Genomic DNA, 25,563 nt, shown 5'->3' on the forward strand with positions numbered 1-25,563 from the left:
AGGCGATCAACGGCCGCCTCGAGCACCTCCGGGGCTCCGCCCTCGGCTTCCGGAACCTCACGCACTACGCCGCAAGATCGCTGCTCGAGGCCGGAGGCTTCAGGCCCGCGCTACACCCTCGTTCGTGAAGAGCCTGTTAACCATCATGCTGCGGCGTCGCACCTGATCCGAGATGATTCGGCGCCGCACTCGAGTTCGCACGACTCCCGCCGCTGAGAGTGTCTCAAGAAGTGGCGTCGCTTCGATTCCGGTCAGGCGGCGGAGGTCAGGAACGGTGATAAGTTCACCCGGTGCCGATTGCCCCGCGAGCGTAGCGAACGCATCTCGGTCTTCGGTCAGTCGGCGCCGACGAGCTCTTCCGCCCTCGCCGGGCTTTCCGTCACGAACGCGCTGCGCGGGAGATTGCGCATCGAACTCCTGACCTGGTCCGCATCGAATCGTCTGTCGGTCCGAGAACGAGATCTTCCGCACGTCTCTGCACTGAACGTGCGACGTGCCGGCAATCAAAGCTGTGCCGCCGGTGGCGGTGAACACACGGTCCCCCAAGGCGAGTTCTCCCGCAAGAGCCCACCCGCTCGGAAACCTGTCAAGATCAGGCACAGGTATGCGCGTGTCGGGATGCAGTCCGCCCGGCTCCACGAAGCCGCTCGCGGTTGGATCATGTGTCATACCAGGAACTTAGGCGGGGTCGAGCGCGAGCGTGGGAAATAAGCAGCGGCCACCCATTCGCGGGACAGTTTCATTCGTACTTGAACAGGAACGCGAAGTTCACCGCGTGTCGCGCTTACGGAACGACGGATGCTGCGTTGGCTAGCAAGAGCCGTCGCATGAGAGGCGACCGTGACGCGACGCCGCGAGGCGCTCGGGCGCAGTGGAACGATTACATGGAGGGGCTCGAGCGTCTAAATGCTGCCGCGCCTGTATCGGGCCGACTCGCTCTCAAACCCAGCAAGAGGGACTCGGCGCAGATAGTCCGGATAACTGGAATTATCGGGGCCTACAGGCCGGACCCTTGAAGTGAGACGGGGCTGCGCCGGATAGTTGCGATAAGTGGTCTTATCGTCGGAAAAGGGCCAGACAGGGAAGTAAGAACAGGCTGAGCGGGTGAGATTGCGTTCCCAGCGCCTGAGCGGGCGGCGGCGGCGACACGCGGACATGACGCCGAATCTGGGAGAGGGGTGCTCGGCCGTCCGTCCCGACCATGGCGGGGTCTACGGTGGAGCCGAGAGTGAGGGGGCGGGATGGCTGGGCCGTTCGAGGTGACAGATGAGGATGAGCTGCGGCAGGCCGCTGAGATCCGCAGGCGGATCGATCAAGCGCCACTCCTGTTGAACCGGCACGAGCGGCTGCCGACCGTGCCGGCGCTCGGCTCAGACATGGCCGGCGATGACCTGGCCACGGCCTGGATGACCAGCAGCCACCTCGTGAATGCGACGTTGCTGATGGCAGCGGACAACATGCGAGCACTCTGCGGACTTCTCCTGCCAGGGGATCGACTGTCGATGCCGCTGTTCGCGCACTACCCGCTTCTGCGGTCCATCCTCGAAGCGTCGGCGCTCGTGAAATGGCTTCTCGGGCCAGACGATCGCACCGAGCGGATCATCCGGATGCTGCGCACGAGGTGGTCAGACACGCTTCACAGCCGGGATCTCAAGAACGAAGACGTGGCCACCGTGAAAGCGATGGGCGGCTACGACGTCGACGAACTCAGTCGTGAGGAGGCGAAGATCGCGGAGCGCTACGCCCGGCACGTCGCCAAGATCTGGGAGATCGCCGACGCCTTCTCCGTCTCCCACTCGATTGTGAAGAAGAAGCAGGCCCCGTGGGTGCACATGATACGAGCGGTGTGCACGGTCCCCGCTGGGCCGGACTGGATCGCGATCCCCGGCGAGTACGCCGCGAGCACGTGGCGGACTCTGAGCGGTCTTTCGCACCCCTCATACGGAGGGACGGTCAACAACTCATCGATGGAGCGGATCGCCGACGGGTCGTCCAAGGGCTCCCTGTTCGCCCGGTTCAGCGCCGATCTCGGCGTGACTCAGCGCGCGGTTGACGCGGCCTGGAACACCTTGCAGGAGGCGATGGGTCTGGTCGAGCAGAGATACGCGACTGCTCGCTGAGGAACCTCCGCCTACACCCGGGCGTCGAACACCTGGAAGGCGACGCCGTCCTCGTGGGTCCATTCGGATGCGATCCGGAGGGAGCGCTGCTTCAGCTCGTCTCGGAACGCCTGAAGGTCGTCCTCCGAGAACGCCCAGGCGTGGAGGGTGGACATAGCGCGATACGGCGCCTTGGCGTAGATGTTGATCCGGTGTGCGGACGAGGAGAACGACACCGATTTCGGCAGTTCGCACCCGGCTTGACGGTCGACCTCACGGGGAGCGCCGAGGTGGTCTCCGTACGCGACGTCTCCGCGCACCATCGTGGCGATCATGTTCAGCGCGCGCAGCTGCTCCTCGGTGGGATACGTCGGTCGCTGGGCGGCCACGAGGGCGTCGTACTCGCTCGCCAGCCGGCGCTGGTCGCGGCTGTGGATCGAGCGCAGCGCGGAGAACGCGGCCTCGTTGTCGTTGATCGTGCGACGCAGCGCGACGAGTTCGTCGGTGCCAAGGGGCGTGGTGCCGTAGATGAGGGTCACGGGGGTCTCCTTGGGGTCGGGGGAGGCGACAGGCCGCAGGTGGCGCGTCGGACGCCGTCAGTAGGCTCGCGATATGGGACAGGCGCAGCACTTCGAGCCGGGTTCGAACTGGAAGGCGAAGAACGCCGCGAGCATCAGGCTTCGCGTCGGCGACGGGAAGAAGCACCCTGTGCAGGAGTCGAGCACGGGTTCATCGATGAGACCAGCCGAGCGCGCTCAGGCGGAAGCCCGCCGTTCGCGGGAGAGGTCGCGCCTCGAGAGAGAGCGTCAGGCCCGTGAGGGCCGCGACCGCGGGATCAGGCGCGAGTCGGCGTTGGACGGAAAGCACGCGTCCCGTGATCACACACCCGAAGGCTGGGTGCCAGCGAATCGGCGCGGGTACGTTGACCCGCTCTCACGGGCGGCGGATCCGCGTCCGTCGGGACCGTTGCCGAAGCGGAAGAAGGGTCGGCGGAGAAGCCGACGCGAGCTGCAGTAGAGGGCAGCGCGGGACCGCTCAGTTCCGCTCGATTGCTGGGGGTCTCCGTCGGAATGCCCCAGCAATCGAGCGCATGTGAGCGCACGAAATCCGCGGAATCACGCGGATGTTCAGCGCGGGGTCATAAGCACCTCGTGGGCGGTGAGGCTTATGACCCCGCGCCGGTGCGAGTCAGCTCTGTTCCTTCGACGCTCCGCCTGTCTCCTCGGTTGTGAAGACCTTGCCGTCACGCTCTGCGAGTGCGTCCGCGTGCAGAGCTTCCATGCCGGTGCGGATCTCCTGCGGGCGTGCGAGACGGGCGTTCTCGTGGTGATCGGTCACGGTGGCTCCGTTCAGGCGACTGGCTCCAGCAGAGTGGGGTCGGTCGGGTCGACAGTACGGCTATTGCTGACCTTGCGGTCGACGATGTGCTCTCGAATGGTGGAGGCGACGTCGCTCGAGGTGTGCTCGAGCATCGCCAGGGTCTCAGCCTTGCGGTCGCCAGCGAGCTTCTCGGGCGTGAGCCAAGCATCCCAGGTGTCGGGCGTGAAGAACGCGGGCATCCGGTCGTGCACCTCGCCGCTGGCGTCGCGCGCCTCGCGGGTGATGACGACGAAGCAGCGCGACTTCTCGCCATTTGGGAGTTCCATCGACCAAGTGAGACCTGCGGCCGAGAGCAGCCCGTCTCCGTGCAGGAAGTGCGGAGTCTTCGGCGTCTTGTCGCCCGTCCACTCGAAGTGACCGCGCATCGGAACGATGCAGCGTGCGGCAGAGAAGGCGGGAGCCCAGAATCCTTGAGCGAGCTTCACCGCACTAAGCAGAGGCCTGCCGAAAACGATCGTTTACGGCGTAGTTCTGTCAGGGAGCAGCCCGAGGTCACCACTAACGGTCTCCGGAATGGGGTTGCGGCAGGCGTTTTTGGTGAGTCCCGTGGCCGGGCGGGTGGAGAAGTCCGCGTGGTGGCCGAGTCAGCCCCCACTTGTGGCGCTCGGCGCCCAGGTCTGACGCTTACACCCCGCCACATACCCCCGGGGGGTACACTTAGAGGGTGAATGGATACGAGGGCAACAAGGAGGCGTTGCAGCAGCGTCTGCGTCGTGTCGAGGGTCAGGTGCGGGGGATCGCTCGAATGGTTGATGAGGACAAGTACTGCATCGACATCCTCACGCAGGTGTCCGCGGCGACGAGGGCTCTGGAGACGGTCGCGCTCTCGCTGCTGGGCGATCACTTGAGCCACTGCGTCGCGGAGGCTAGTGCCGAAGGTGGCGAGGTTGCGGCGGAGAAGATCCGTGAAGCGAATGACGCTATCGCTCGTCTCGTCCGTTCCTGACCATCTGAGATCTGGAGGATCGCATAATGACCGAACGCATCGAACTCGGGTTGAAGGACGCCAACGCAGGGTGCGCGTGCTGCGCGTCCCCGACTGATGCGGTGGCCGGGGAGACGAGTCAGTCGGCTCTCGCCCAGGACGTCTTCGTTGACGGGATGACGTGCTCACATTGCGTGTCCAGCGTGACCGACGAATTATCGTCCGTTGACGGTGTCGAGAGCGTGACCGTTTCCCTGAACGCCGGGGCGACCTCGCGTGTGACGATTCACAGCGCAGTGGCGGTTGATCCGTCGCTCATCAAGGCCGCCGTCGAGGAAGCGGGATACACGCTCGCGCCTCAGCCCAGCTGACCGGCGGGTCTCTCCACCCGACTCTGCACGCATCTGAAGCGAAGGAGGCTCATCGTGAGCCAGCAGGATCACACCTCTATGCACCACCACGGACAGCATGCCGAGGGGCCACCGCCGACGGTGGCTCACGAGTCCCGAGCAGATCACGCGGCACCCGCTTCACATGCAGGCCACGACCCGCATGCCGGACACGACCCGCACGCAGGTCACGCGCAGCACGACGGGCATGCCCCATATGGCGGCCATGCGGGCCACGGCGGCCATGGGGGGCACGGGGGTCACGGTGATCATGTCGGGCAGTTCCGGCGGCTGTTCTGGATCATGCTCGTGCTGGCTGTTCCGGTGGTCGCGTTCTCGATGATGTTCTCCATGCTGCTCGGGTATTCGCTACCCGATGCGGCATGGGTGATGTGGATCTCGCCTGTTCTCGGCACGGTGATGTATGTCTGGGGTGGCGCCCCGTTCCTCACGGGCGCAGTCAGTGAGCTGCGTTCCCGCAAGCCCGGAATGATGCTGCTCATCGCCCTGGCGATCACGGTCGCGTTCCTTGCCTCGTGGGGCGCGAGCGTCGGCCTGCTGCACCACGAGCTCGACTTCTGGTGGGAACTGGCGCTCCTGATCGTCATCATGCTGCTCGGGCACTGGATCGAGATGCGTTCGCTCGCGCAGACCACGTCCGCGCTCGACTCCCTTGCCGCCCTCTTGCCCGACGAGGCGGAGAAGGTCGAGGGCGATGCCACCGTCACAGTGGCCCCGTCCGATCTGCAGGTCAGGGACGTCGTCGTGGTCCGCCCCGGCGGTCGCGTTCCCGCCGATGGGCGGATCGTGCAGGGGTCGGCGAGCATGGACGAGTCGATGATCACGGGTGAGTCCCGTCCGGTGCGCCGCGCCGACGGCGATCAGGTGATCGCGGGCACGGTTGCCACTGACTCCGGTGTCCGGGTGGAGATCACCGCGGTCGGGGAGAACACTGCGCTGGCGGGCATTCAGAAGCTGGTGACGGAGGCGCAGAGTTCGTCGTCGCGGGCGCAGCGCCTCGCGGACCGCGCCGCGGGGTGGTTGTTCTGGTTTGCCCTCGGTGCCGGTGTCATCACCGCGATCGTGTGGACGCTCGTCGGACTTCCCGATCAGGCCGTGGTTCGGACGATCACGGTGCTGGTGATCGCCTGCCCGCACGCGCTCGGTCTCGCGATCCCGCTCGTCGTGTCCATCGCGACCGAACGTGCCGCCAGGGCTGGTGTCCTGGTGAAGGATCGTCTCGCGCTGGAGAGCATGCGCACCGTGGACACGGTGCTGTTCGACAAGACCGGCACACTGACCAAGGGCGCCCCCGCGGTCACCGCCATCGAACCGGCAGGCTCCCTGAGCGCGGACGAGCTGCTCGCCCTCGCTGCCGCGGCCGAGGCCGATTCGGAGCATCCTCTCGCTCGTGCAATCGTCAACGCCGCGAAGGCGAAGAGCCTGACTGTCGCGGCGTCGCAGGACTTCGAGTCCTCGCCGGCGGTGGGGGTCAAGGCCCGCGTCGACGGCCGTACCGTGCAGGTCGGTGGCCCGTACATGCTCGAGCAGGAGCACGCGAGCGAGCTGGGTGCGGCAGATCAATGGCGCAAGGACGGCGCGATCATCCTGCACGTCCTCATCGACGGCACGGTTGCCGGCGCCCTGCGATTGGCCGATGAGATCCGTCCGGAGTCCCGGGAGGCAATCCGAGCGCTGCATGAGAGGAACGTACAGGTGGTCATGATCACCGGTGATGCGGAGGCTGTCGCGGCGTCCGTGGCGGCGAATCTCGGCATCGACCGGTTCTTCGCCGGGGTGCGCCCAGAACACAAGGCGTCGAAGGTTAAGGAGCTGCAGAGCGAGGGCCGCTCGGTGGCGATGGTGGGTGATGGGGTGAACGACGCACCCGCGCTCGCGCAGGCAGACGTGGGTATCGCGATCGGTGCGGGCACGGACGTCGCGATCGCGTCCGCCGGGGTCATCCTCGCCAGCGACGATCCCCGATCGGTGCTGTCGGTGATCGAGCTGTCCCGCGCCAGCTACCGCAAGATGAAGCAGAACCTGTGGTGGGCGGCCGGCTACAACCTCCTCTCCGTCCCCCTCGCGGCCGGCGTGCTCGCCCCGATCGGGTTCGTGCTGCCGATGTCGGTCGGAGCGGTGCTGATGTCGCTGTCCACGATCGTGGTCGCGCTGAACGCGCAGCTGCTGCGACGAACGGACCTCGCCCCAGAAGCGGTCATCACCAGGTAGGCGTTGTCGCGGCGGCGACGTACCCTGGAGGAAAGGGGGTGGAGTGGTGTTGATCACAGTCGCGCGGCGCGTGCACGACCAGCGCTCACTCACCCGCACCCTCCTCACGGTCGTCGCCGTCGCGGTCGCGGTCATCTGCGGGCTCCTGGCGATGCACTCGATGAACACGCACGCGATGACCTCCGGGCACGGTGACACGGTCGCTGTCGGACATAGCGACCTCGCCGCTGCCAGCACCGGCCACACGGCCGGTAGCGACCGCGCAGGCACTCACCTTCCACAGTCGGCTCCGGGTTCTGCGGCTGCGGACACGGGGTGTGCGACGTGCTCGGACGATCACGGGATGGCGTGGATGGCGTGCGTGCTCGCCCTCCTCGTCGCCGTCGTCCTGCTCGCACGCCCCGCCGGGTGGTGGCGTCAGCTGATCCACGCGCTCGCACAGCCCACGACGCCGGCCCGGACTCACGGAGCTCTGCACTTTTTCAAGCCGCCTTCGCTCACCGTTCTCTGCATCAGTCGTACGTGATCACCGGCGTGCCGCGTCTTGCCGGCACTGCCCTTGCGCTCAGCATCCTTGCTGGGCGCTTCATCACCGACTCTTGGAGAGAAACATCATGAAGACCCGTTTCGCGGCATCCGCCGCAGTCACCCTCACCGCCCTGCTCGCCCTCGTCGGGTGCGCCGGCACCACCTCCGGCGGTGACATGGAAGGCATGAACCACGGCGGCAGCAGCAGCTCCGCCCCCGCCTCCGCGGACGCCAACGATGCCGACATCATGTTCGCGAGCATGATGAAGGAACACCACGCCCAGGCGATCGAGATGTCCGACATGCTGCTGAGCAAGGACGGCGTCGACGAGCGTGTCGTCGCGCTTGCAGAGAAGATCAAGGCCGCCCAGGAGCCCGAGATCCAGAAGATGGATCAGTGGCTCGAAGAGTGGGGTGCGGACACCTCCAGCATGGAGGGCATGGATCACGGCGACGGCATGATGTCCGAGGACGACATGCAGGCCCTCGAGGACGCCTCCGGCTCAGACGCCGGGCGTCTGTTCCTGGAGCAGATGATCCAGCACCACCAGGGCGCCGTGGAGATGGCGCAGGAGGAAGTCGACAACGGCCAGAACAGTGACGCCGTCGCGCTGGCCGAGACGATCATCGACGCGCAGACCAGCGAGATCTCCGAGATGGAAGACATCCTCGCCACTCTGTGACCCGACCCGTGGGGCGCGGCATCTACCCGCGCCCCACGGCGTCACTCGACATCGCTCGACATCACGGGGCGCGCGTGCGACCCCGCGCCATCCTCACCCTCTGGGGGTGCGTCTCAGCCGCATCCCGCTGCTACTTCGGAGTTCCATGAACCGCCGCACACCCCTGTCCGCCCTCTCGCTCACCGCAGCGATCCTGACCCTCACCGGCTGCGCCGCACCACAGCTCGCCCCCACCGGTGCCGCGCCCCCCGTCATCGAGCACATCCACGGAATCGCCCCCGACCCTCGTGGAAAGAACTACCTCGTCGCCACGCACGGAGGGATCTTCACCCTCACATCTGAAGGCGGCGTCAGCGGTCCGATCGGAGGCCACGACTTCGACGCGATGGGTTTCACCGTCCACGACGACGTGCTGTTCGCCTCCGGGCACCCGGGTACCCAGACGCCGCCCGACCTCGGCGCCCCGAACCTCGGCATCATCCGCAGCGACGACTACGGCGAATCCTGGTCGCCGATCGCCCTCAACGGCACGACTGACTTCCACACCCTCACAGCCGCACCCGACGGCACCCTCTTCGGAATCGCCTCCGACAGCGTCGATGTGCTCATCAGCGCCGACAACGGCGACACTTGGTCGACGGGGGCCGCCCTCTCGGCCGCGGATCTCGCCGCAACCGACAACGGTGTCTACGCGGCAGCGGAAGAAGGCCTCCTCCTCAGCACCGACAACGGCGCGACCTTCACCCCCGTCCCCGACGCCCCGCTGCTCTACACCCTCGACGCACAACCGGACGGGACGCTAGCCGGGATAGGAACCGACAGTGCCCTCTGGGTACAGCAGCCCGATGGCACCTGGGAGAGCCTCGAACGCCTCCAGGGCGCCGCGCAAGCCTTCACAGCCCTCGCAGAGGACCGGTTCCTCGTCGTCGACGACAGAGGCATAGTCGAGATCACGCCCGACACAACCACAGTCCTGGCACCGGCCCGATGACGCGCGAAAGATCCCGACCATGATTCAACGGCGCAACCCCTTCCGGCACATGTCCGTCTTCATCGCCGGTGCCACCGTTCTCGCTGTCCTGCTCGCTATCGGCAGCTTCTTCCTCATCGGAGCGATGTTCTCGTGAACCTCCACCACCTCACCCCACGCCGGACCAAACAGCCCACGGGTAACCGCCTCTCGGCCCGACGATCTCCCCTCCAGCGGCATCGTCGGCTCGTGCAGCTCGGGATGCTTATCGTCTTGCTGGCGGCTGTGTTGTTCGCCACCCACTTCACCATCGACCTGACGAGCTCCGCGAGTTCGTTCTGGACCTACACCGTCGGGAGCTCCGAAACAGCGGTCATTCTCGCCATCATCGGAGCCGCCCTCATCTGGCGGGAACCACCAAGGAACAACGCATGACTCTCGACAACTACTGGGTTAACGCCATCTGGTCCATCATTCCCACGATAGGGATCGCCGGGCTCTTCTGGTTCGTCATCCGATCGATCCTGCGAGCGGACCGCACCGAACGGAGAGCGCGAGACCGAGTAGAAGCTCAGCTTCGCGCCGAGCGGAATCAGCCGCGACCAGGGCCAGACCAGCCCCGCCGATAACGATCGATTTCGGTGGCCTGATGAAAGTTACCTGCCGCAAGTGCGACACGCCGAGGAACGTGTGGGGTTGCTCGCCTGATGGCGGCGTTCTCTGATCGCTCGATGGCGCCGGTCAGCTTCCGATGACGAAGACGGTGAGGCGAGCGCTGGATTGCTTGGGCGTGGTGCGATTCGCGCATCTCGCGATGCCGTTCAGGGGGTTCGTGGGCGCGTAGCGAGTCGGAGTGCTCGTACGGAGCGTTCTGCTTGTTCGGAGCGGTGATGGCCGTTTGCGGGCGAGGGGTGCGGAGCGGCTATGACGTGAACGAGGCGTGCGTTGTCATCGAGTGTGAGGTGGCGCATGATCCCGTTGAGGGCGACGGCGCCGTAGGTGACCACTGTCTCAAGCGCGGGGAGGAGTGGGAGTAGTTCGCCCAGCGCACGGCGGCCCAGCTCGATCTCCGATGCGCGGACCGGGCTCCGTGTCGCCCAGGGGATGAGGTTCCACCGGAGGTAGTCGCTTCGAGCGAGCCCGGAGGTGATGCGGGCTGCTCGAAACGCGCGCGCGGTTGGGCCGGGGTTGTCCTCACTGCAGACCGCGTTTTCTCCGGCGGCGATCGTCTGCGGGCCGGGGGATTGCATGAGAACCAGAACCCGGCTGGTGGTGCCGCCGGAGAGTGGATCGAAGTTGGGCACGAACCGCCGTGTGCCATCGGGTGCTGTCCGCCAGGTTTCGGCGAGAGCGTTGAGCGTGTGGACGTCTGCGGGCACGTCGAGAGTTTTCATGCTGGACGCGGCGGTGCGAGGAGGGTTCCGCGGATGACGGAGCCGTGGAAGGTGCGAACGGCGACGGTAATCCATGCCGCGACCAGGCCGACGTAGTAGATCACGGCGAGGGCCCCAACAGCGGTGAGCCCGGAGTGCAGGGCGAGGCCGTTCAGCCCGGTGACGCAGGTGCCGACGGGGAAGGTGAAAGACCACCAGGTCAGGCTGAACGGGAGGTGCTCGCGGGCGGTGCGGATGGTGATGGCAAGGGCGATAACGGTCCACAGCAGCGCGAAGCCGAGCATCGCGAAACCGTATACGAGAGCGACGATGAGTAGCGCGTGGGTCGTGCTCGCGTCGACGGCGGTGGAGGCGTTCGTTGCGAGGAGGTTCACGGCGGTGATCGACTGCCCCACGGGGCCGAGAACGATCCAAAGGGTCGGGACCATCGCGGCGGTACCGATTTTGTGCTGCGCGAGGCGGTTCCAGATCAGGGTGATGACCACCAGCGAGGCGATCAGGCTGAGCCCGAAGAACCCGTAGCACGCCCACAGCAGCGTTTCTCGCGCTTGTCCGGCGGGGGTGTAGGGCAGCAACAGTGCGCCGGTGGAGGCGGACACCATGGGGGGGACGACCGGCATCAACCACCCGCCGAACGCGGAGTCGGGCTTGTTCTCGTGTCGAGTGAATGCCAGATACGGCACCAGCGCCGCGGTGAGGAGCCCGCCGACGGTACCGATGACCCAGAGCACCCAGTCGACGGCGACCGCGGCGGGTAACCCGATCCAGTCTTTTCCGAGGAGAAGGGTGCCCGCACCGACAGTGAGAAACGCCATCGGCGGAGCGCCGTAGAAGTGCGAGATGACCGGGTGCAGGTGGTGGTTCTTGGCGACGTGCCGGTACCGGGTCCAGTGCAGACCCGTGGCTACTGTGAGCGCAACTAGCAGAACAGCGGCGATCGCCCACACGACGGTCGCTGCGGTGCGAAGGCCGGGGAACTGCAGCGGGAGCGAGGCTGCGGCGACGGCGACGATCCCTGTTCCCATGATGGATGCGAACCAGTTCGGTGTCAGGTTCGACACGATCTGCGCCGGTCCCTCCAACTCGCGGAAGAAGCGCTTGCGGGTATCCGTCGTGACACGCGTGCGGGCGGGTGCGGACTCAGCAAGCAGGGAAGGCATGGTTCCAGCCTGAGCGGCATCGGCTTCTTTCGGAACGGCGATCGTTTTGGCAGGGCACAATAAGTGTTTGTGAAGACGCGGCGGTTGACGGACCGGACCTTGGACCTGGACACTCTCGAGGTTCTCGCGGGCATCGCGGAGACCGGTTCGTTGACCCGCGCCGCCGAGGCGCTGGGGGTGACGCAGCAGGCAGTGTCTGCGCGCTTGCGCGTTGCGGAGCGGGCGACCGGTCAGCCTCTCGTGCACCGGACGGCATCCGGTTCGCAGCTCACCGATGTGGGCCGGGTGGTTCTCGGGCTGGCTGTTCCGGTGCTGGAGGCGTCCCGACGGTTGGAGGCGGGGATCGTTGCGCTCAGGGAGCCTGGTGGTGCCCTCGTCGTGGCCGCGTCACAGACGATCGCGGAGATGCTGATGCCCGGTTGGCTGCTGGTGCACCGGGACGCTGCACCCGATGTGAGCGTGCGGTTGCTCGCCGGTAACTCCGCCGCCGTGACGGACCTGGTCCGCTCCGGTGCGGCAGATCTCGGCTTCGTCGAGACCCCCATCGACGCACCGGACGTCTCCTCGGTGGTGGTCGCTGTGGACGAGCTCGCGGTCGTCGTCGCGCCGCACCATCCGTGGGCACACGTTCCCGGCGTCACCGCGAGAGAACTGGCCGACACCCCCCTGCTGTTGCGCGAGGAAGGCTCTGGAACACGCGCCACATTGGAAACCTGGCTCGCTGATGCGGGGCTGCGCCTTTCTCCGCCGGCGGCGGTGCTGGACACAACGGGCATCATCCGAGCGAACGCGCGTGCCGGTATCGCACCGGCGGTGATGAGCCTGCGCACGGTCGACGCTGACCTCACCGGCGGGACGCTCGTCCGAGTTCCCCTGCTCGCACCCCCTCTGATTCGCCCGCTGCGCGCACTGTGGTCTGGCCGGCTCGGGCCCGCCGCGACAGCGTTCTTGAGCGTCACCCGAGGACCCGGCGCGTCTCGTTTCCTCAGCTGAAAGCCGGAACAGGCTCGAGCGGCGAGGACAATCTGAGGGCTCGTCCGACGTTGCCGGCTTGCCCGCGCAGGGAAAGGGGTAGGTCCCTCCCGAGCGTAGGTACCCAGTTGGAACCGGGGCGGGTGGCTCGGGCGACTCGTCGACGGTGTGCGGCATTGATATTCCTCTATGTGAGGTGGGCCGGGTGGGTGCATACTGGTGATGTCTTCGGACCCGGCAGTGGGGCTTGCCGGACCCAACTTCGACACTCGTCGACAACAGTCCCTATCTCAGCTGGTCGTGCTTACGCGCGCCTGAGATAGGGAGATGTAATGGCAGAATCGACGCCGCCTGGCGCAGTCGTCGCCGGTGTACAACCGGGTCACGTGCGTGACGTCATGCATGTTGCGGCGCAGGTAGCCGAACGGTTCGCCGTACCGGTGGTGTGCGTCACCGTCGATGCGGGGCTGCTGTCTTTGGGGAACCGTGCGGACGGCTCCGCAATCATCGAGCCGCTTGACCCGGACTCCATAGACAGGGACCCGCAGAGCATCTCGGATTCCGACCGCGCGGCAATCGATGCGATTGCTGCGGCCCGATCGGTCGAGGTCGAAGTGCTGACGAAAGTCGGGGATCCTGTCCGAGCCTTCGCCACGGTCGCCGACGAACGTGACGCCGTGATGATCGTGGTGGGTACGAACACCGGGTGGCATCGGCTGGCGGAGTTGTTCAACGGCAGCGTCGCTGCGCGACTCACCCGTCACCAGCGCCGGCCGGTGCTGGTCGTGCCGACAGACCCAGTCGGGTTCGACCACCACTCACCATCGGATCCGTCATGACCGGGACCCTCGCGCTCCTCCGACACGGCGAGAGCACCGCGAACCAGGCCGGGATCTTCACGGGGTTGCTCGACGTGCAGCTCACCGCCCGCGGTATCCAGCAGGCCCGGCAGGCCGGGCTCCTGCTGCGGACTCACCGCGTGATGCCGGATCTGATTTTCACATCGACGCTGCAGCGCGCTGTCCACACCGCTGACCTTGTTCGAGACACTCTCGGCACGGGTGCCCCCACCACCGCGATGTGGGAGTTCAACGAACGCAACTACGGCGCCCTCACCGGACGCACCAAAGCAGAGGCCCGCGCCGAGCTCGGCGACAACCAGTACACACACATGCGTCGGTCGCGGGACGGTCGACCACCGGAAATGTCAGGTGACCACTGGAGAGCTCTGCGACAAACACCCGCACTGCGCGGACTCCCCGAAGCGGCGGTCCGGCGGACGGAGGCGCTGATGGATGTCATCGACCGCCTCACGCCCGTGGTGCGGACACGGCTTCTTCCCGCGTTGCAGTCAGGGCAGAGCGTGCTCATCGTCGCGCACGGCAACTCCTGGCGCGCCCTCTGCGCCGTCATCGACGACCTCTCCGATGCAGAGCTCGCCGACCTCAACCTCCCCACAGGACAGCCCCTGCTCTACCGGATGGACGACGCAGACAACACGCTCACGCCCCGAGGCGGGGCCTACCTCGATCCGGCAGCACACGACGCCGCAGCACTCGTCGCGGCAGAAGGCGGGACATGAACACCCCCACGGACACCTCGATGCCCGATGATCAGCTCCCACCCGACCCCGACGTCTATACCCCCGCACCGTCGGCGGCAACGCGTCCGATCCACCTGCGTTGGCGCTACCTCTCGCTGGTCGCTCTAGGCGGCGCCATCGGTACCGCGGTACGCGAGATCGTCGCCGAGATGTTCCCCGCTGTCGATGGGGTGAGCTGGTCCATCTTCTGGATCAATATTGTCGGCGCGCTGCTGCTCGGCCTGCTCCTGGAGGCACTCGCGCGCCGCGGACCCGATCACGGTCACCGCCGCACCCTGCGGCTGCTCCTGGGAACCGGGGTGCTGGGCGGCTTCACCACCTACAGCGCCCTCGCAGAAGCGACCGCCGCACTCTTCCTCGACGGACACGGCCTCGCCGGCACCGGCTACGCACTTCTGACCGTGGTGTCCGGCGCGATCGCGACCGCGGGCGGCCTCATGGCCGCCTCCTCGATGCGCCCGCGGACGGTACCCGCATGAGCGCGCTCCTGGTCCTTCTCATCGCTGTCGGCGGTGGTGTCGGCGCTGCCGCCCGGTTCCTCCTTGACGGCCTAATCAACACCGGCCGGCAATTCCGCCTCCCCGCCGGAACCCTGACGATCAACATCACCGGGTCCCTGCTGCTCGGCGTCATCGTCGGAGCGGCAAGCCACCTCGGTGCGGAACCGGTCGCAGTGCTCGGCACCGGGGTAATGGGCGGGTACACCACCTTCAGCACGGCCAGCTTCGAGACCGTTCGACTCGCCCGAAGCGGCCGGCTGACCGCTGCCGCCGTGAACGGACTCGGGATGCTCGTCGTCTCCGTCTCCGCAGCGACCGTCGGCATCCTTCTCGGCGGCGCACTATGACCGTCGTCACCCTTCACCGTTCACAACTCTTGCGTCGCGGGAGCTGCTGTGTAGCTGGCTCGACCCGAAAGGAAGCGTCTCAGGTAGCTGTAGCTTTCTGAGACAAGCCGTCCTGCGGTCGTTCCGCGCTCATCGGGTTCGAGTTCTCGGGACGTCAGCCGTCTTGAAAAGACGTCTTGCCGCGTTTTGTCTCAGAAGGGGGCGCGGAGGGTTTTTCCGAGTCAGAATGAGGTTGTGAGGCTTCTGGGGTATACGCGTGTGAGTACGTCGAGTCAGGATGCGCAGTTGCAGCTTGATGCGCTCGTCGCCGCCGGGGTGCAGAAGCGCGACGTCTTCGCGGACGTCACCTCGGGGAGCAAGACCGCGATCGAGCGGGCCGGGATGAAAAAGCTCCTCGAGTACGCCGAGGACGGCGACACCGTGGTCGTGTGGCGAGTCGATCGTCTTGGCCGCTCCCTGATTGATGTGCTGAATACCGTGAACCTGCTGCGCGAGCGCGGTGTGCAGGTGCGGTCTATTTCGGATGGCATCGATCCGTCGACGTCGACGGGCCGGCTGATGCTGAACATGCTCGCCACGCTCGCGGAGTACGAACGGGAGCTCATCGTCGAACGGGTCAACGCCGGCATCGCGGCCGCCCGAGCAAACGGGACCCGGTTCGGCCGGCCCCTGTCAGATCCGGTCGTAATCGCGGACAAGCTCGCGATCGCCGCGGACGCGCGGGCGCGTGGTCGCACCGCTGAGGACGCTGCTCGTCTCGTCGGGTGGAGTCGCGCAACGCTCTACCGCCACCAGCAGGCCCACGCGGTCCGCGAGAGCGCAGCGATGTAGCGGCTCATGGACGGCCTCGAGCGGTGGCGGATCCTTCGACTTCACGTCGAAGATCAGGTCCCCCTCGCGGCCTGAAGTCGTGGGCAGTCAGTCGCGTCTCGGGGGCATCGAGGCCGGCCGCTTGCACCGGGTACGCGTCGAAGTTCTTGAATGCGGCGGGCGAAAACACGCGGCGAACATCGCCGTCTTTCCACTGGAAGAGAAACGGCAGCGGTGGGGAGAACTCTCGCTCGAGCGAGTCGTAGCGGATCACCAGCGGAACCTGATGCTCGTCTCCGCGGGCGCGTTGTCTGAGACGAGCGAGGACGTGCGCAAGCTCGGGTGAAACGAGGAGCACGCGTTCTCGATCGGATTTCGACGGGACAACCTGTAGCAAGAGCATCTTCTCGCCTGTCGATGCTTCGTAGGTGAACAAAGCGGTTGCCGTGAGCCCCGAGACTTCTTCCTGCCGCATGCCGGTCTCGTGCATGACATGGACTATCGCCCAGGACCAGAATGCTCGACGTACTCCTGGATAAGCTCGTCGGTCTGTCGGTGGAGAGCAGTATTTCGGGAGGCAGTATTCGCACCACGGCTTGGTGGGCTCCATGTTGACCAGGTGATGATCGTGTCCGCCGGTTACGCCTGCTCGGGCAATGCTCGGATCGCCCGTTCGATCTGGGACGTGGTTGGTGCCCCAGCGAACCCGTTCTCCGTTGTGTAGACGCGGCACGCAAGTGCCTGTACAGGAGATGTCGGGAATAGGTCGACGCCGTCGGCCAGGAGCGTGGGCGATCCTCCGAACCCGAGGCTTGCCGCTTCGGCCTCGGTGTGGATCGTCACCAGCTCGACGGCGACGCCCCCGAGCCCGAGAGCGTCGAGCGCCGCGCGTGCGTTGGCTTCGGCGATGTCCGTGTTGGGGCAGTCGACGATGTGCAGCAATTCCACTTTCACGAGGCGCTTTCCGTTCTCTCGCTGTTGGTCATCGTGCGAGCGTTCGGCAGGAGGAGGTTCAGGCAGACGAGTCCGACCCCAATCACGACGAAGACGTCGGCGACGTTCCCGACGAAGAGGTCGCCGTAGGCGAGGAAGTCGGTGACGTGGCCGCGGCCGAACGCGGGCGGGTTCATGATTCGGTCGATGAGGTTGCCGACCGCGCCGCCGAGGACCAGCCCCAGCGCGAGGCCCCAGCGGGCACCGCGCAGCCGAATGGCGAAGATGACCACCGCGGCGGAGGCGAGTACGCCGATGAGGGTGATGATCCAGGTGGCCCCGGAGCCGAGCGAGAACGCGGCTCCGGGGTTGTAGACCAGGGACAGGCCGAACAGGTCCCCGACCAGCGGGATCCGTTCCCCAGGGGCCAGCTGTGCCACGGCGAGGGCCTTCGAGGCCTGGTCGAGCACCACAGCGAGCACGGCCACGACCAAGGTGAAGCCAAGGGCTCTCCTCGCCTGCGGCCGTGGGCCCGTACGGTCTTCGCCGACTGTCGCGGCGACGTCCTGCACGGTCACGCGATGGTCTTCCGGGTCCGGGCGGCGCGCAGACCGTTGAGGATCACGACGACCTCGGCGATCTCGTGCACGAGCACCACGGCGGCGAGGCCGAGGACGCCGAAGAGGGCGAGCGGGAGCAGGGCGCTGATGATCAGCAGCGACAGGATGATGTTCTGGTTGATGATGTGCCGTCCGCGGCGGGCGTGGTCGAACGCGCGCGGCAGCAGCCGCAGGTCGTGGCCGGTGAAGGCCACGTCGGCGGACTCGATCGCGGCATCGGAGCCGGTCGCGCCCATCGCGATGCCGATATCGGCAGCGGCCAGGGCGGGGGCGTCGTTGATGCCGTCGCCGATCATCGCGACCGAGCCCTTCGCACCGAGCTCTGCGATCGCAGCGGCCTTGTCCTCCGGGCGCAGTTCGGCGCGGACGTCCTCGATCCCCGCTTGGGCGGCGAGGGCGCGGGCGGTGCGAGCGTTGTCGCCGGTGAGCATCGTGACCCCGATGCCCTGCGCGGCGAGGGTACGGACGACCTCGGGGACCTCCGGGCGCAGCTCGTCGCGGACGCCGATCGCGGCGACCGGCTCGCCGTCGCGGTGGACGATCACGACCGTCATGCCCTGCTCCTCCAGCCCCGCGACCTGGTCGCCGAGGAATCCGGCGTCGAGCCAACGCGGGCTGCCGACCGTGATCCGCGCGCCGTCGAGCTCGCCTTCGATGCCGTGACCTGCCTGCTCGGTCACGCCCTCGGCTGCAGGGGCCTCAGGCGCTGCAGCGGTGATCGCGGCCGCGAGGGGGTGGGTGCTGTGCTGCTCCAACGACGCCGCCCACGCCAGCGCCTGCGCCTCGGTCACGCCGTCGGCGGTGAGCACCGCGGTGACGGCGGGCTCGTTGCGGGTCAGGGTGCCGGTCTTGTCGACCGCGACGTGGCGGATCACGCCGAACCGCTCGAACACGGCCCCGGACTTGATGATCACGCCGAACTTGCTCGCCGACCCGATGGCGGCCACCACGGTCAGCGGGACCGAGATCGCCAGCGCGCAGGGCGATGCCGCGACCAGCACGACGAGTGCGCGGGTGATCCACAGCTCCGGGTCGCCGAGCAGCGACCCGATGATCGCGACGAGAGCGGCGAGGATCAGCACGCCGGGCACGAGCGGGCGGGCAATGCGGTCGGCGAGACGGGCGCGGTCTCCCTTCTCCGCCTGCGCCTTCTCCACCAGGTCGACGATCGTGGTCAGCGAGTTGTCCGTGCCGGCCGCGGTCGTCTCGACCTCCAGCGCCCCCGCGGTGTTGATCGCACCCGCCGACACGGCATCGCCGGGCTCGACCTCGACCGGGATCGACTCCCCCGTGATCGCGGACGTATCCAGGCTGGAACGTCCCGTGCGGACGACGCCGTCGGTCGCGATCCGCTCGCCCGGCCGCACCAGCATCAACTGACCGACAGTCAGGTCCTTCGCGGCGACCTCCACCGAGACGCCGTCGCGGCGGACGGTCGCGGTCTCCGGGACGAGCTTGAGCAGCGCCCGGAGCCCGCCGCGAGCACGGTCCATCGCCTTGTCCTCCAGCGCCTCGGCGATCGAGTACAGGAACGCCAGGGCGGCGGCCTCCTCGACGTAGCCGAGGATCACCGCGCCGACGGCGCTGATGGTCATCAGCAGGCCGATGCCGAGCTTGCCCTTGAACAGCTTCCGGATCGCGCCCGGGGTGAACGTCGACGCGCCCAGCAGCAGACCGATCCAGAACGCCACCAGTGCCGGGATCTCCATCCCGGACCACTCCAGCGCCAGGCCGGTGAGGAAGGCGACGCCGGAGAAGACCGGGACCATGATCCCGCGGTCCCGCCACCAGGGGCGCTCCGCCTCCTCGGCTTCATCGCCTATGACAGTCTCGGGCTCGTCGTGCTCGCAGCCGCACGCCGCGCTCACTCGCCTGCTCCCGTCCCGCAGCAGCCCGGCACGGTGCACGAAGAGTCCACGCAGGGAGCGTGCTCGTCGACAGCAAGCGTCACGTCCACCAGTGCGGTGAGCGCCGCCGCGAGGTGCGGGTCGGCGATCTCGTAGCGCGTCTGCCGCCCCTCAGGCTCGGCGACCACGATGCCGCAGTCGCGCAGACAGGTCAGGTGGTTCGAGACGTTCGAGCGGGTCAGCTCCAACTCGCGCGACAGCACGGCCGGATAGCTCGGGCCGCCGAGCAAGGTCATCAGGATCCGGGAACGCGTCGGGTCCGCCATGGCCCGGCCGAGCCGGTTCATGACGTCGAGGCGAGAAGCAATAGTCAGCATGCACTGATTATACAGTGCTTGCTGAACTTACGAGGCAAGGAGGCTGTCGACGGAGAGACGAGGTCCCGGGGACAGTGCACGGCAATCGGAGTCGCTCAGACGAGTTCGCTGACCAACTGTTCGATGCGGGTGCGGATCTCGTCGCGGATCGGACGGACGGCGTCGATGCCCTGCCCGGCCGGGTCGTCGAGCTTCCAGTCCTCGTAGCGCTTGCCGGGGAAGAACGGGCACGCATCGCCGCAGCCCATGGTGATGACGACGTCGGAGGCCTGCACCGCTTCGGTGGTGAGGACCTTGGGCTGCTCGGCGGTGATGTCGATCCCGAGCTCGCCCATGGCCTCGACGGCGACGGGGTTGATCTGGTCGGCTGGCATGGACCCGGCGGAACGCACTTCGATGCGATCGCCTGCGCGGTCGCGCAGGAATCCGGCGGCCATCTGCGAGCGGCCGGCGTTGTGTACGCAGACGAAGAGGACGGAGGGCTTGGGTGCGGTGGTGTCGATCATGGTGGCTCCTGTGAGGGATGGGTCAGTGGGTGAGTTCGTTGACGAGGGCACGGACGCGACCTTCGATGTCGTCACGGATGGCTTCGACGCCTTCGCGCGAGGCGAGGGCGGGGTCCCCGACCGCCCAGTCGTCGTAGCGAACCCCGGGGATGATGGGGCAGACGTCGCCGCAGCCCATGGTGATGACGACGTCGGCGGCGCGGACGGCGTCATCGGTGAGGGGCTTCGGGAAGCGCGCGGCCGCGGCATCGCCTTCGATCTCGGCGAGGATCGAGCGCACGTGGGGGTGGATGATCTCGGCGGGGCTGGATCCGGCGGAGCGGGCGATGAATTTGCCGCCGGCGATCTGGTTGACCAGGGCCGCGGCGAGCTGGGAGCGGCCGGCGTTGGCGACGCAGACGAAGAGCACTTGCGGGACGGAGTGGTTGCGGTCTCTGGTGATGTCTGCGAGTCGTTGCCTGGCGAAGCGTTCGGTGAGAGGGACGAGCGCGCCGGTGACTTTCGCGGTACGGGCCAGCGACGTGTAGGACTCACGCACGATGCTCAGCACAGTCTCCGGGGCGAGCTCGGGGATCTCGGCGGCGAGTTCGTCGGCGAGGTGGGTGATCCGGATGTCGAAGTCTGGGCGGATGTCGCGATCTTCGCTGTTCCCGTCCTCGCTGGGCGCCGTCATGGTCGCCGGGGCGAAGGAGTCCAGCAGGGCGGTGACGGCGCTGCGGCGGCTCGGGTTGATGCGATACCAGACCCATGTCCCGCGGCGTTCCGAGGTGAGCACGTCGACGTCCTTGAGCACCTTCAGGTGGTGCGACACGGTCGGCTGTGACACGTCTGCGAGCTCGGCGAGGTCGCAGACGCAGGACTCGCCGCGCGGGTCCGAGGCGATCGCAGAGAGCATCCGCAGTCGCAGCGGGTCGGCGAGTGCCTTCAGGGTCGCGGCCACCGTGCCGGCGGCCTCCTGGCCGATGGCGTGCGTGGCGACCGGGCTGCAGGCGTCGGCCGTGCCGGTGAGGGTGAGGTTCATGAGGTGATCCTTTCGCCGGTGTACGGATCGGTGTGGAACCAGGCTCGGGCCGCCCAGAGTGAGACGTAGACGAGCCCGACCAGGACGGGCACTTCGATGAGCGGGCCGACCACGCCGGCGAGGGCCTGGCCGGAGGCGGCGCCGAAGGTGCCGATGGCGACGGCGATCGCGAGTTCGAAGTTGTTGCCCGCTGCAGTGAAGGCCAGCGAGGTGGAGCGGGCATAGTTCAGCCCGAGTGCCTTGCCGGTGAGGATGCCGGTGAACCACATGATCGCGAAGTACGCCAGCAGCGGGATGGCGATGCGCGCGACATCCAGGGGATGGGACGTCACCTGCTTTCCTTGCAGAGCGAACAGCAGCACGATGGTGAACAGCAGCCCGTACAGCGCCCACGGTCCGATCACGGGCAGGAACTTCTCCTCGTACCAGTCGCGGCCGCGGCGCCGCTCGCCGATCCACCGGGACGCGAAGCCGGCGACCAGCGGCACGCCGAGGAAGACGAGCACGTTCAGCGCGATCTGCCAGACCGAGATCTCCAGCCCCTGGGTGTCCAGCCCGAGCCACCCGGGCAGCACGGTCAGGTAGAACCAGCCCAGCAGCGAGAACGCGACCACCTGGAACACCGAGTTGATCGCGACCAGTACGGCGGTCGCCTCACGGTCGCCGCAGGCGAGGTCGTTCCAGATCACGACCATCGCGATGCAGCGGGCGAGCCCGACGATGATCAGTCCGGTGCGGTACTCGGGCAGGTCGGGCAGGAAGATCCAGGCCAATGCGAACATCACGGCCGGGCCGACCAGCCAGTTCAGCACCAGCGAGGAGATCAGGAGCTTCTTGTCTCCCGTGACGGCGGCGATCCGGTCGTAGCGGACCTTCGCCAGCACCGGGTACATCATCACCAGCAGTCCTAGCCCGATCGGCACCGAGATGCCGCCGACCTCCATCCGGCCGAGCAGATCCGACAGCGCCGGCACGAACCGCCCCAGAAGCAGACCCGCGACCATGGCGAGCCCGATCCACAGCGGCAGCCACCTGTCCAGTGTGGAGAGCCGCCGGGTTGCGGCCCGGGCAGGGGTGGTGGTTGCGGTGGTCATGCGAGCAGTCCTTCGATCTTCTCGGCGATGACAGGCTTCGGGTGCGCGCCGATGAGGATGTCCGTGCGTGTGCCGTCGCGGTAGAAGCCGAGAGTGGGGATGGAGGTGACGCCGGCGGCGATCACTGTCTCGGGGTTCTGGTCGGCGTCGACCTTGACGATCTTCACGCGCCCCTCGTACTCGGCAGCGAGCTGCTCGAGCAGCGGGGCGACCTGCCGGCACGGCCCGCACCACGTGGCCCAGATATCCACCACGACGGGGAGGTCGGAGCCGAGGACCTCGTCCTGGAACGTCGCGTCGGTGACGGCGGTGAGCGTGCTCATGCGAAGACCTCCTCGGTCTCGGTCAGGGCGTCCAGAGGCGCGGTCGCGTTCTCGAAGGCGGCGAGGAAGTGCTGGGCGTCCTGCGCTGCGGCGCAACCTGTGCCGGCGGCGGTGATCGCCTGCCGGTAGGTGTGGTCGACGAGGTCGCCGGCGGCGAAGACGCCGGAGAGGTTCGTGCGGGTCGAGGGGTGATCGACGAGTACGAAGCCGGCGGCGTCGGTGTCGACCGTTCCGGTGACGAGCTCGGAGCGGGGGTCGTGGCCGATGGCCACGAAGAGCCCCGTCGCGGGCAGGTCGCGCTCGGCGCCGGTGACGGTGTCGCGAAGCGTGACGGACTCGAGCTTCTCGGCGCCGTTGAGGCGTGCGACTTCGCTGTTCCAGGCGACCTCGATCTTCGGGTGGTCGAGAACGCGCTGCGCCATGATCTTCGATGCCCGGAACTCGTCGCGGCGGTGCACGATCGTCACCTTGGAGGCGAAGCGGGTGAGGAACAGGGCCTCCTCCATCGCGGAGTCGCCTCCGCCGACGACGAGGATCTCCTGCTCGCGGAAGAAGAACCCATCGCAGGTGGCGCACCAGGACACTCCGCGGCCAGTGAGGCGCTCCTCGTCCGCGAGGCCGAGCTTGCGGTACGCCGACCCCATCGCGAGGATCACCGCGCGGGCGTGGAAGGCCTCCCCTGCACCCGTCTCGATGACCTTGATCGGTCCCTCGAGGTCGACGCGGATCGCGTCATCGAGGAGGATGCGGGCACCGAAGCGCTCGGCCTGCTGACGCATCGACTCCATCAGTTCCGGGCCGTTGACCGGGTCGACGAAGCCGGGGAAGTTCTCCACCTCGGTCGTGGTCATCAGTGCGCCACCGGTCGTCACGGAGCCGGCGATCACCACGGGCGCCAGGTTCGCACGGGCCGCGTAGATCGCAGCGGTGAACCCCGCAGGGCCGGACCCGACGATGACCAGCTCAACCTCTTGAATCGACATGCTTCTATATTGACATCAATCTATGCAAGGCGCAATCGGCGCTGGCGTCGTTCACCGACTCTTCACCTGGACACGCGAAGAGGGCGGCCTCCCACGGGAAGCCGCCCTCTTTCCGAGACCGTCAGCCGACGGTGACGGGGCGCGAGCCGATCTGCAGCACGGACGGTGTGGCGCAGCAGCTGCTGCCTTCGGCGTCGAAGCCGCCGGCGCCGCCGCACACTCCGGTGTCGGGCAGGACAAGCTCGTTGCGGTCCGCGGCCTCATGGTCGCCGGCAAGGTGGGCTGCGACGCTGCGCACCTGCTCGTAGCCGGTGAGCGCGAGGAAGGTGGGGGCGCGGCCGTAGGACTTCGCACCGACGATGAACAGGTCCTTCTCCGGCTGTGCGAGCTGGCGTGCGCCGGTCGCTCCCACCGAGCCGCAGGCGTGGATGTTGGGGTCGATCTCCGAGGCGATCCCGGCCACGGCGTCCAGCGATCCGTCGAGCTCGATGCGCACCTCCCGCAGGATGCTGGTGTCGGGGCGGAACCCGGTGAGGGCGAAGACGCGCGTGACACCCGAGATCTCCTGGCCGTTCTCGGCGAGGATCGTGAGCGTGTCGCCGTCCTGCTGGAACTCCGCGACGCGGAACCCGGTGACGACCTCGACGACGCCGGCTTCGATGACCTTGCGTGCGCGGGAGCCGAGTGCGGCCCGCTCGGGCAGCTCATCTCCCGTTCCGCCGCCGAACACGTTCGTTGCACTCCCGCGGCGCAGCAGCCAGGTCACCTTGGTGCCCGGCTCGCGACGCGCCAACTCACTCAGGCGCAGCACTGCGTGCGTCGCGGAGTGGCCGGCGCCGACGACGACCACGTGCGAGCCGGCCAGCTCGAACACGTCGTCTGGGATCCGGTATGAGATGCGCTCCGAGGCAGCCGTCTCGCCGACCGCGGGGTATCCGTCAGCGCCCGCGGGGTTCGGAAGTGACCACGTGCCGGTCGCGTCGATTACAGAGCTGGCGAGGATGCGGCCATCACGGCCGTCCTGGTCGACCGTGTGCACGACGAACGGCTGCGCCTTCCGGCCGCTCGCGACGACCTTATCTCGACCCTGACGAGCGACACCGGTGACGGTCGTGCCGTAGAGCACCCGGTCGCCCAGAGCGTCGGCGAGCGGGGAAAGGTACTCGCTGACCCACTCAGCCCCGGTCGGGTAGCCGCTTGCTGGCGCCGTCCAGCCGGTCGGCTCGAGAAGGCGTCGCGCTGCGGCATCGGTGAGCTCCGGCCACCCGGAGAACAGTCGCACGTGTCCCCACTCGGACACGGCAGCACCGGCCGAGCCGCCCCGCTCGACGACCACGGCGTCAACGCCGCGTTCGGTCAGGTGGGCGGCTGCAGCCAGGCCCTGCGGACCGGCACCGATGACGACGACAGGAAGCTCAGACATCACATCTCCTCAGATCGAAAAACTTCAATACGAGAACACTCGCTTACCTATCGAAGTTTGTCAATACGTGTCAGACTATCCGCATGAGCCTCCCCGTGACCACCGAGCAGAGCACGTGCTGCGTGCCGCGCATCACCGCATCGATCACCCCCGAGGAGGCCGAGCGTTCCGCTCGGGTGTTCAAGGCCATCGGTGATCCGACCCGCGTGATGCTGCTCTCCCTTATCGCCGGCACCGAAGGCGGCGAGGCCTGCATCTGCGACCTCATCGAGCCGGTCGGATTGTCACAGGGGACGGTCTCGCACCACATGAAGCTCCTCACCGACGCCGGGCTTGTCACCCGGGAACAGCGCGGGAAGTGGGCGTACTTCGCGCTCAACGACGGGGCGCTCGAGGCGGCCGCGGATGCGCTGCGACCTGCCGCGCTGGGCAGTGCGAACTAGT

32 protein-coding genes are annotated in these 25,563 nt (G+C 67.3%); 15 read left to right on the forward strand and 17 right to left on the reverse strand.

The genetic code is table 11. The features are described 5' to 3' along the window. Positions 1–1,241: 1,241 nt before the first annotated feature. A complete protein-coding gene (locus AC3A3J_RS06250; protein WP_487671468.1) occupies positions 1,242–2,120 on the forward strand; it encodes a hypothetical protein in 879 nt (292 codons plus the stop codon). Positions 2,121–2,131: 11 nt separating this feature from the next. On the opposite strand, the gene AC3A3J_RS06255 is transcribed toward AC3A3J_RS06250, so the two are convergent. From AC3A3J_RS06255 to AC3A3J_RS06265, 3 genes are all read right to left on the reverse strand, one after another. Then, entirely contained in the window at positions 2,132–2,638 is a 507-nt protein-coding gene (locus tag AC3A3J_RS06255) for a hypothetical protein (protein ID WP_487671469.1), read from the reverse strand. Between the two features lie 649 nt (positions 2,639–3,287). Then, complete coding sequence (locus AC3A3J_RS06260; RefSeq protein WP_487671470.1) at positions 3,288–3,437, reverse strand: hypothetical protein; 150 nt, start codon at positions 3,435–3,437, stop codon at positions 3,288–3,290. Positions 3,438–3,448: 11 nt separating this feature from the next. Continuing rightward, a complete protein-coding gene (locus tag AC3A3J_RS06265) occupies positions 3,449–3,904 on the reverse strand; it encodes an SOS response-associated peptidase family protein (protein WP_487671471.1) in 456 nt (151 codons plus the stop codon). A 239-nt stretch (positions 3,905–4,143) separates the two neighbouring features. On the opposite strand from AC3A3J_RS06265, the gene AC3A3J_RS06270 reads away from it, so the two are divergent. Together AC3A3J_RS06270 and AC3A3J_RS06275 are read left to right on the forward strand one after the other, a co-directional pair. Beyond that, positions 4,144–4,425 carry a metal-sensitive transcriptional regulator gene (locus tag AC3A3J_RS06270; RefSeq protein WP_025105234.1) on the forward strand — a complete coding sequence of 94 codons (282 nt, stop codon included), beginning with the start codon at positions 4,144–4,146 and terminating at the stop codon, positions 4,423–4,425. A gap of 26 nt (positions 4,426–4,451) precedes the next feature. After that, positions 4,452–4,775: a heavy-metal-associated domain-containing protein gene (locus AC3A3J_RS06275; protein ID WP_487671472.1), complete on the forward strand. Its 324-nt coding sequence runs from the start codon at positions 4,452–4,454 to the stop codon at positions 4,773–4,775. Between the two features lie 159 nt (positions 4,776–4,934). On the opposite strand, the gene AC3A3J_RS06280 is transcribed toward AC3A3J_RS06275, so the two are convergent. After that, positions 4,935–5,057, reverse strand: a complete 123-nt coding sequence (locus AC3A3J_RS06280) for a hypothetical protein (protein ID WP_487671473.1) — start codon at positions 5,055–5,057, stop codon at positions 4,935–4,937. A gap of 39 nt (positions 5,058–5,096) precedes the next feature. Here AC3A3J_RS06280 and AC3A3J_RS06285 point away from each other — a divergent pair, with 39 nt between their 5' ends. The 5 genes from AC3A3J_RS06285 (at position 5,097) to AC3A3J_RS06305 (ending at position 9,641) form a co-directional block, all read left to right on the forward strand. Continuing rightward, complete coding sequence (locus AC3A3J_RS06285; protein ID WP_487671474.1) at positions 5,097–7,025, forward strand: heavy metal translocating P-type ATPase; 1,929 nt, start codon at positions 5,097–5,099, stop codon at positions 7,023–7,025. A gap of 43 nt (positions 7,026–7,068) precedes the next feature. Next, positions 7,069–7,551, forward strand: coding sequence for a hypothetical protein (locus tag AC3A3J_RS06290; protein ID WP_487671475.1), 483 nt, complete (start codon positions 7,069–7,071; stop codon positions 7,549–7,551). Positions 7,552–7,639: 88 nt separating this feature from the next. Further along, positions 7,640–8,236 carry a DUF305 domain-containing protein gene (locus tag AC3A3J_RS06295; protein WP_025105230.1) on the forward strand — a complete coding sequence of 199 codons (597 nt, stop codon included), beginning with the start codon at positions 7,640–7,642 and terminating at the stop codon, positions 8,234–8,236. 145 nt (positions 8,237–8,381) lie between these two features. Continuing rightward, on the forward strand, positions 8,382–9,227 hold the full coding sequence (locus tag AC3A3J_RS06300; RefSeq protein ID WP_487671476.1) for a F510_1955 family glycosylhydrolase: 846 nt from the start codon (positions 8,382–8,384) through the stop codon (positions 9,225–9,227). A gap of 240 nt (positions 9,228–9,467) precedes the next feature. Beyond that, positions 9,468–9,641 (forward strand): hypothetical protein, encoded by a 174-nt coding sequence (locus tag AC3A3J_RS06305; RefSeq protein ID WP_487671477.1) that lies wholly within the window; start codon positions 9,468–9,470, stop codon positions 9,639–9,641. A gap of 386 nt (positions 9,642–10,027) precedes the next feature. Here the strand turns inward: AC3A3J_RS06305 and AC3A3J_RS06310 are convergent, their stop codons facing one another. Both AC3A3J_RS06310 and AC3A3J_RS06315 read right to left on the reverse strand, forming a co-directional pair. Further along, entirely contained in the window at positions 10,028–10,675 is a 648-nt protein-coding gene (locus AC3A3J_RS06310; protein WP_487671478.1) for a uracil-DNA glycosylase family protein, read from the reverse strand. Next, positions 10,597–11,760 carry a TDT family transporter gene (locus AC3A3J_RS06315; RefSeq protein ID WP_267626607.1) on the reverse strand — a complete coding sequence of 388 codons (1,164 nt, stop codon included), beginning with the start codon at positions 11,758–11,760 and terminating at the stop codon, positions 10,597–10,599. The genes AC3A3J_RS06310 and AC3A3J_RS06315 overlap by 79 nt, the downstream gene beginning before the upstream one ends. 63 nt (positions 11,761–11,823) lie before the next feature. Between AC3A3J_RS06315 and AC3A3J_RS06320 the strand changes: the two genes are divergently transcribed. The 6 genes from AC3A3J_RS06320 (at position 11,824) to AC3A3J_RS06345 (ending at position 16,013) form a co-directional block, all read left to right on the forward strand. Beyond that, positions 11,824–12,753 carry a LysR substrate-binding domain-containing protein gene (locus tag AC3A3J_RS06320; protein WP_487671479.1) on the forward strand — a complete coding sequence of 310 codons (930 nt, stop codon included), beginning with the start codon at positions 11,824–11,826 and terminating at the stop codon, positions 12,751–12,753. A gap of 311 nt (positions 12,754–13,064) precedes the next feature. Beyond that, the gene (locus AC3A3J_RS06325; protein WP_487671480.1) at positions 13,065–13,571 is read left to right on the forward strand and encodes a universal stress protein; all 507 of its coding nucleotides are present in this window, start codon (positions 13,065–13,067) and stop codon (positions 13,569–13,571) included. Then, entirely contained in the window at positions 13,568–14,314 is a 747-nt protein-coding gene (locus AC3A3J_RS06330) for a 2,3-bisphosphoglycerate-dependent phosphoglycerate mutase (protein ID WP_487671481.1), read from the forward strand. The genes AC3A3J_RS06325 and AC3A3J_RS06330 overlap by 4 nt, the downstream gene beginning before the upstream one ends. Beyond that, positions 14,311–14,814, forward strand: a complete 504-nt coding sequence (locus AC3A3J_RS06335) for a CrcB family protein (protein ID WP_181405609.1) — start codon at positions 14,311–14,313, stop codon at positions 14,812–14,814. Before AC3A3J_RS06330 ends, AC3A3J_RS06335 begins: the two co-directional genes overlap by 4 nt. Beyond that, on the forward strand, positions 14,811–15,182 hold the full coding sequence (gene crcB / locus AC3A3J_RS06340; protein ID WP_137751081.1) for a fluoride efflux transporter CrcB: 372 nt from the start codon (positions 14,811–14,813) through the stop codon (positions 15,180–15,182). The genes AC3A3J_RS06335 and crcB overlap by 4 nt, the downstream gene beginning before the upstream one ends. Positions 15,183–15,416: 234 nt before the next feature. Next, on the forward strand, positions 15,417–16,013 hold the full coding sequence (locus tag AC3A3J_RS06345; RefSeq protein WP_295791447.1) for a recombinase family protein: 597 nt from the start codon (positions 15,417–15,419) through the stop codon (positions 16,011–16,013). A gap of 4 nt (positions 16,014–16,017) precedes the next feature. Here the strand turns inward: AC3A3J_RS06345 and AC3A3J_RS06350 are convergent, their stop codons facing one another. From AC3A3J_RS06350 to AC3A3J_RS06400, 11 genes are all read right to left on the reverse strand, one after another. After that, the gene (locus tag AC3A3J_RS06350) at positions 16,018–16,482 is read right to left on the reverse strand and encodes a hypothetical protein (RefSeq protein ID WP_487671482.1); all 465 of its coding nucleotides are present in this window, start codon (positions 16,480–16,482) and stop codon (positions 16,018–16,020) included. 149 nt (positions 16,483–16,631) lie between these two features. After that, the gene (locus AC3A3J_RS06355; RefSeq protein WP_436970512.1) at positions 16,632–16,940 is read right to left on the reverse strand and encodes a hypothetical protein; all 309 of its coding nucleotides are present in this window, start codon (positions 16,938–16,940) and stop codon (positions 16,632–16,634) included. 2 nt (positions 16,941–16,942) lie between these two features. Next, entirely contained in the window at positions 16,943–17,503 is a 561-nt protein-coding gene (gene lspA / locus AC3A3J_RS06360; protein WP_016465415.1) for a signal peptidase II, read from the reverse strand. Beyond that, positions 17,500–19,413, reverse strand: coding sequence for a heavy metal translocating P-type ATPase (locus tag AC3A3J_RS06365; RefSeq protein WP_487671483.1), 1,914 nt, complete (start codon positions 19,411–19,413; stop codon positions 17,500–17,502). Before AC3A3J_RS06365 ends, lspA begins: the two co-directional genes overlap by 4 nt. Beyond that, positions 19,410–19,769, reverse strand: coding sequence for a Cd(II)/Pb(II)-sensing metalloregulatory transcriptional regulator CmtR (gene cmtR, locus AC3A3J_RS06370; RefSeq protein WP_016465417.1), 360 nt, complete (start codon positions 19,767–19,769; stop codon positions 19,410–19,412). The genes AC3A3J_RS06365 and cmtR overlap by 4 nt, the downstream gene beginning before the upstream one ends. 95 nt (positions 19,770–19,864) lie before the next feature. Beyond that, complete coding sequence (locus AC3A3J_RS06375; RefSeq protein ID WP_016465418.1) at positions 19,865–20,275, reverse strand: arsenate reductase ArsC; 411 nt, start codon at positions 20,273–20,275, stop codon at positions 19,865–19,867. A gap of 22 nt (positions 20,276–20,297) precedes the next feature. Further along, positions 20,298–21,296: a metalloregulator ArsR/SmtB family transcription factor gene (locus AC3A3J_RS06380; RefSeq protein ID WP_487671484.1), complete on the reverse strand. Its 999-nt coding sequence runs from the start codon at positions 21,294–21,296 to the stop codon at positions 20,298–20,300. Further along, on the reverse strand, positions 21,293–22,390 hold the full coding sequence (arsB, locus tag AC3A3J_RS06385) for an ACR3 family arsenite efflux transporter (RefSeq protein WP_016465420.1): 1,098 nt from the start codon (positions 22,388–22,390) through the stop codon (positions 21,293–21,295). Before arsB ends, AC3A3J_RS06380 begins: the two co-directional genes overlap by 4 nt. Then, the gene (trxA, locus tag AC3A3J_RS06390; protein WP_016465421.1) at positions 22,387–22,713 is read right to left on the reverse strand and encodes a thioredoxin; all 327 of its coding nucleotides are present in this window, start codon (positions 22,711–22,713) and stop codon (positions 22,387–22,389) included. The genes arsB and trxA overlap by 4 nt, the downstream gene beginning before the upstream one ends. Further along, positions 22,710–23,696: a thioredoxin-disulfide reductase gene (trxB, locus tag AC3A3J_RS06395; protein WP_016465422.1), complete on the reverse strand. Its 987-nt coding sequence runs from the start codon at positions 23,694–23,696 to the stop codon at positions 22,710–22,712. Before trxB ends, trxA begins: the two co-directional genes overlap by 4 nt. A gap of 121 nt (positions 23,697–23,817) precedes the next feature. Then, positions 23,818–25,119, reverse strand: a complete 1,302-nt coding sequence (locus tag AC3A3J_RS06400; RefSeq protein WP_487671485.1) for an NAD(P)-binding domain-containing protein — start codon at positions 25,117–25,119, stop codon at positions 23,818–23,820. 83 nt (positions 25,120–25,202) lie between these two features. Between AC3A3J_RS06400 and AC3A3J_RS06405 the strand changes: the two genes are divergently transcribed. Further along, positions 25,203–25,562 (forward strand): ArsR/SmtB family transcription factor, encoded by a 360-nt coding sequence (locus tag AC3A3J_RS06405; protein ID WP_487671486.1) that lies wholly within the window; start codon positions 25,203–25,205, stop codon positions 25,560–25,562. Position 25,563: the final 1 nt, after the last annotated feature.

It is taken from the genome of Microbacterium sp. Soil_N32 (assembly GCF_057655505.1).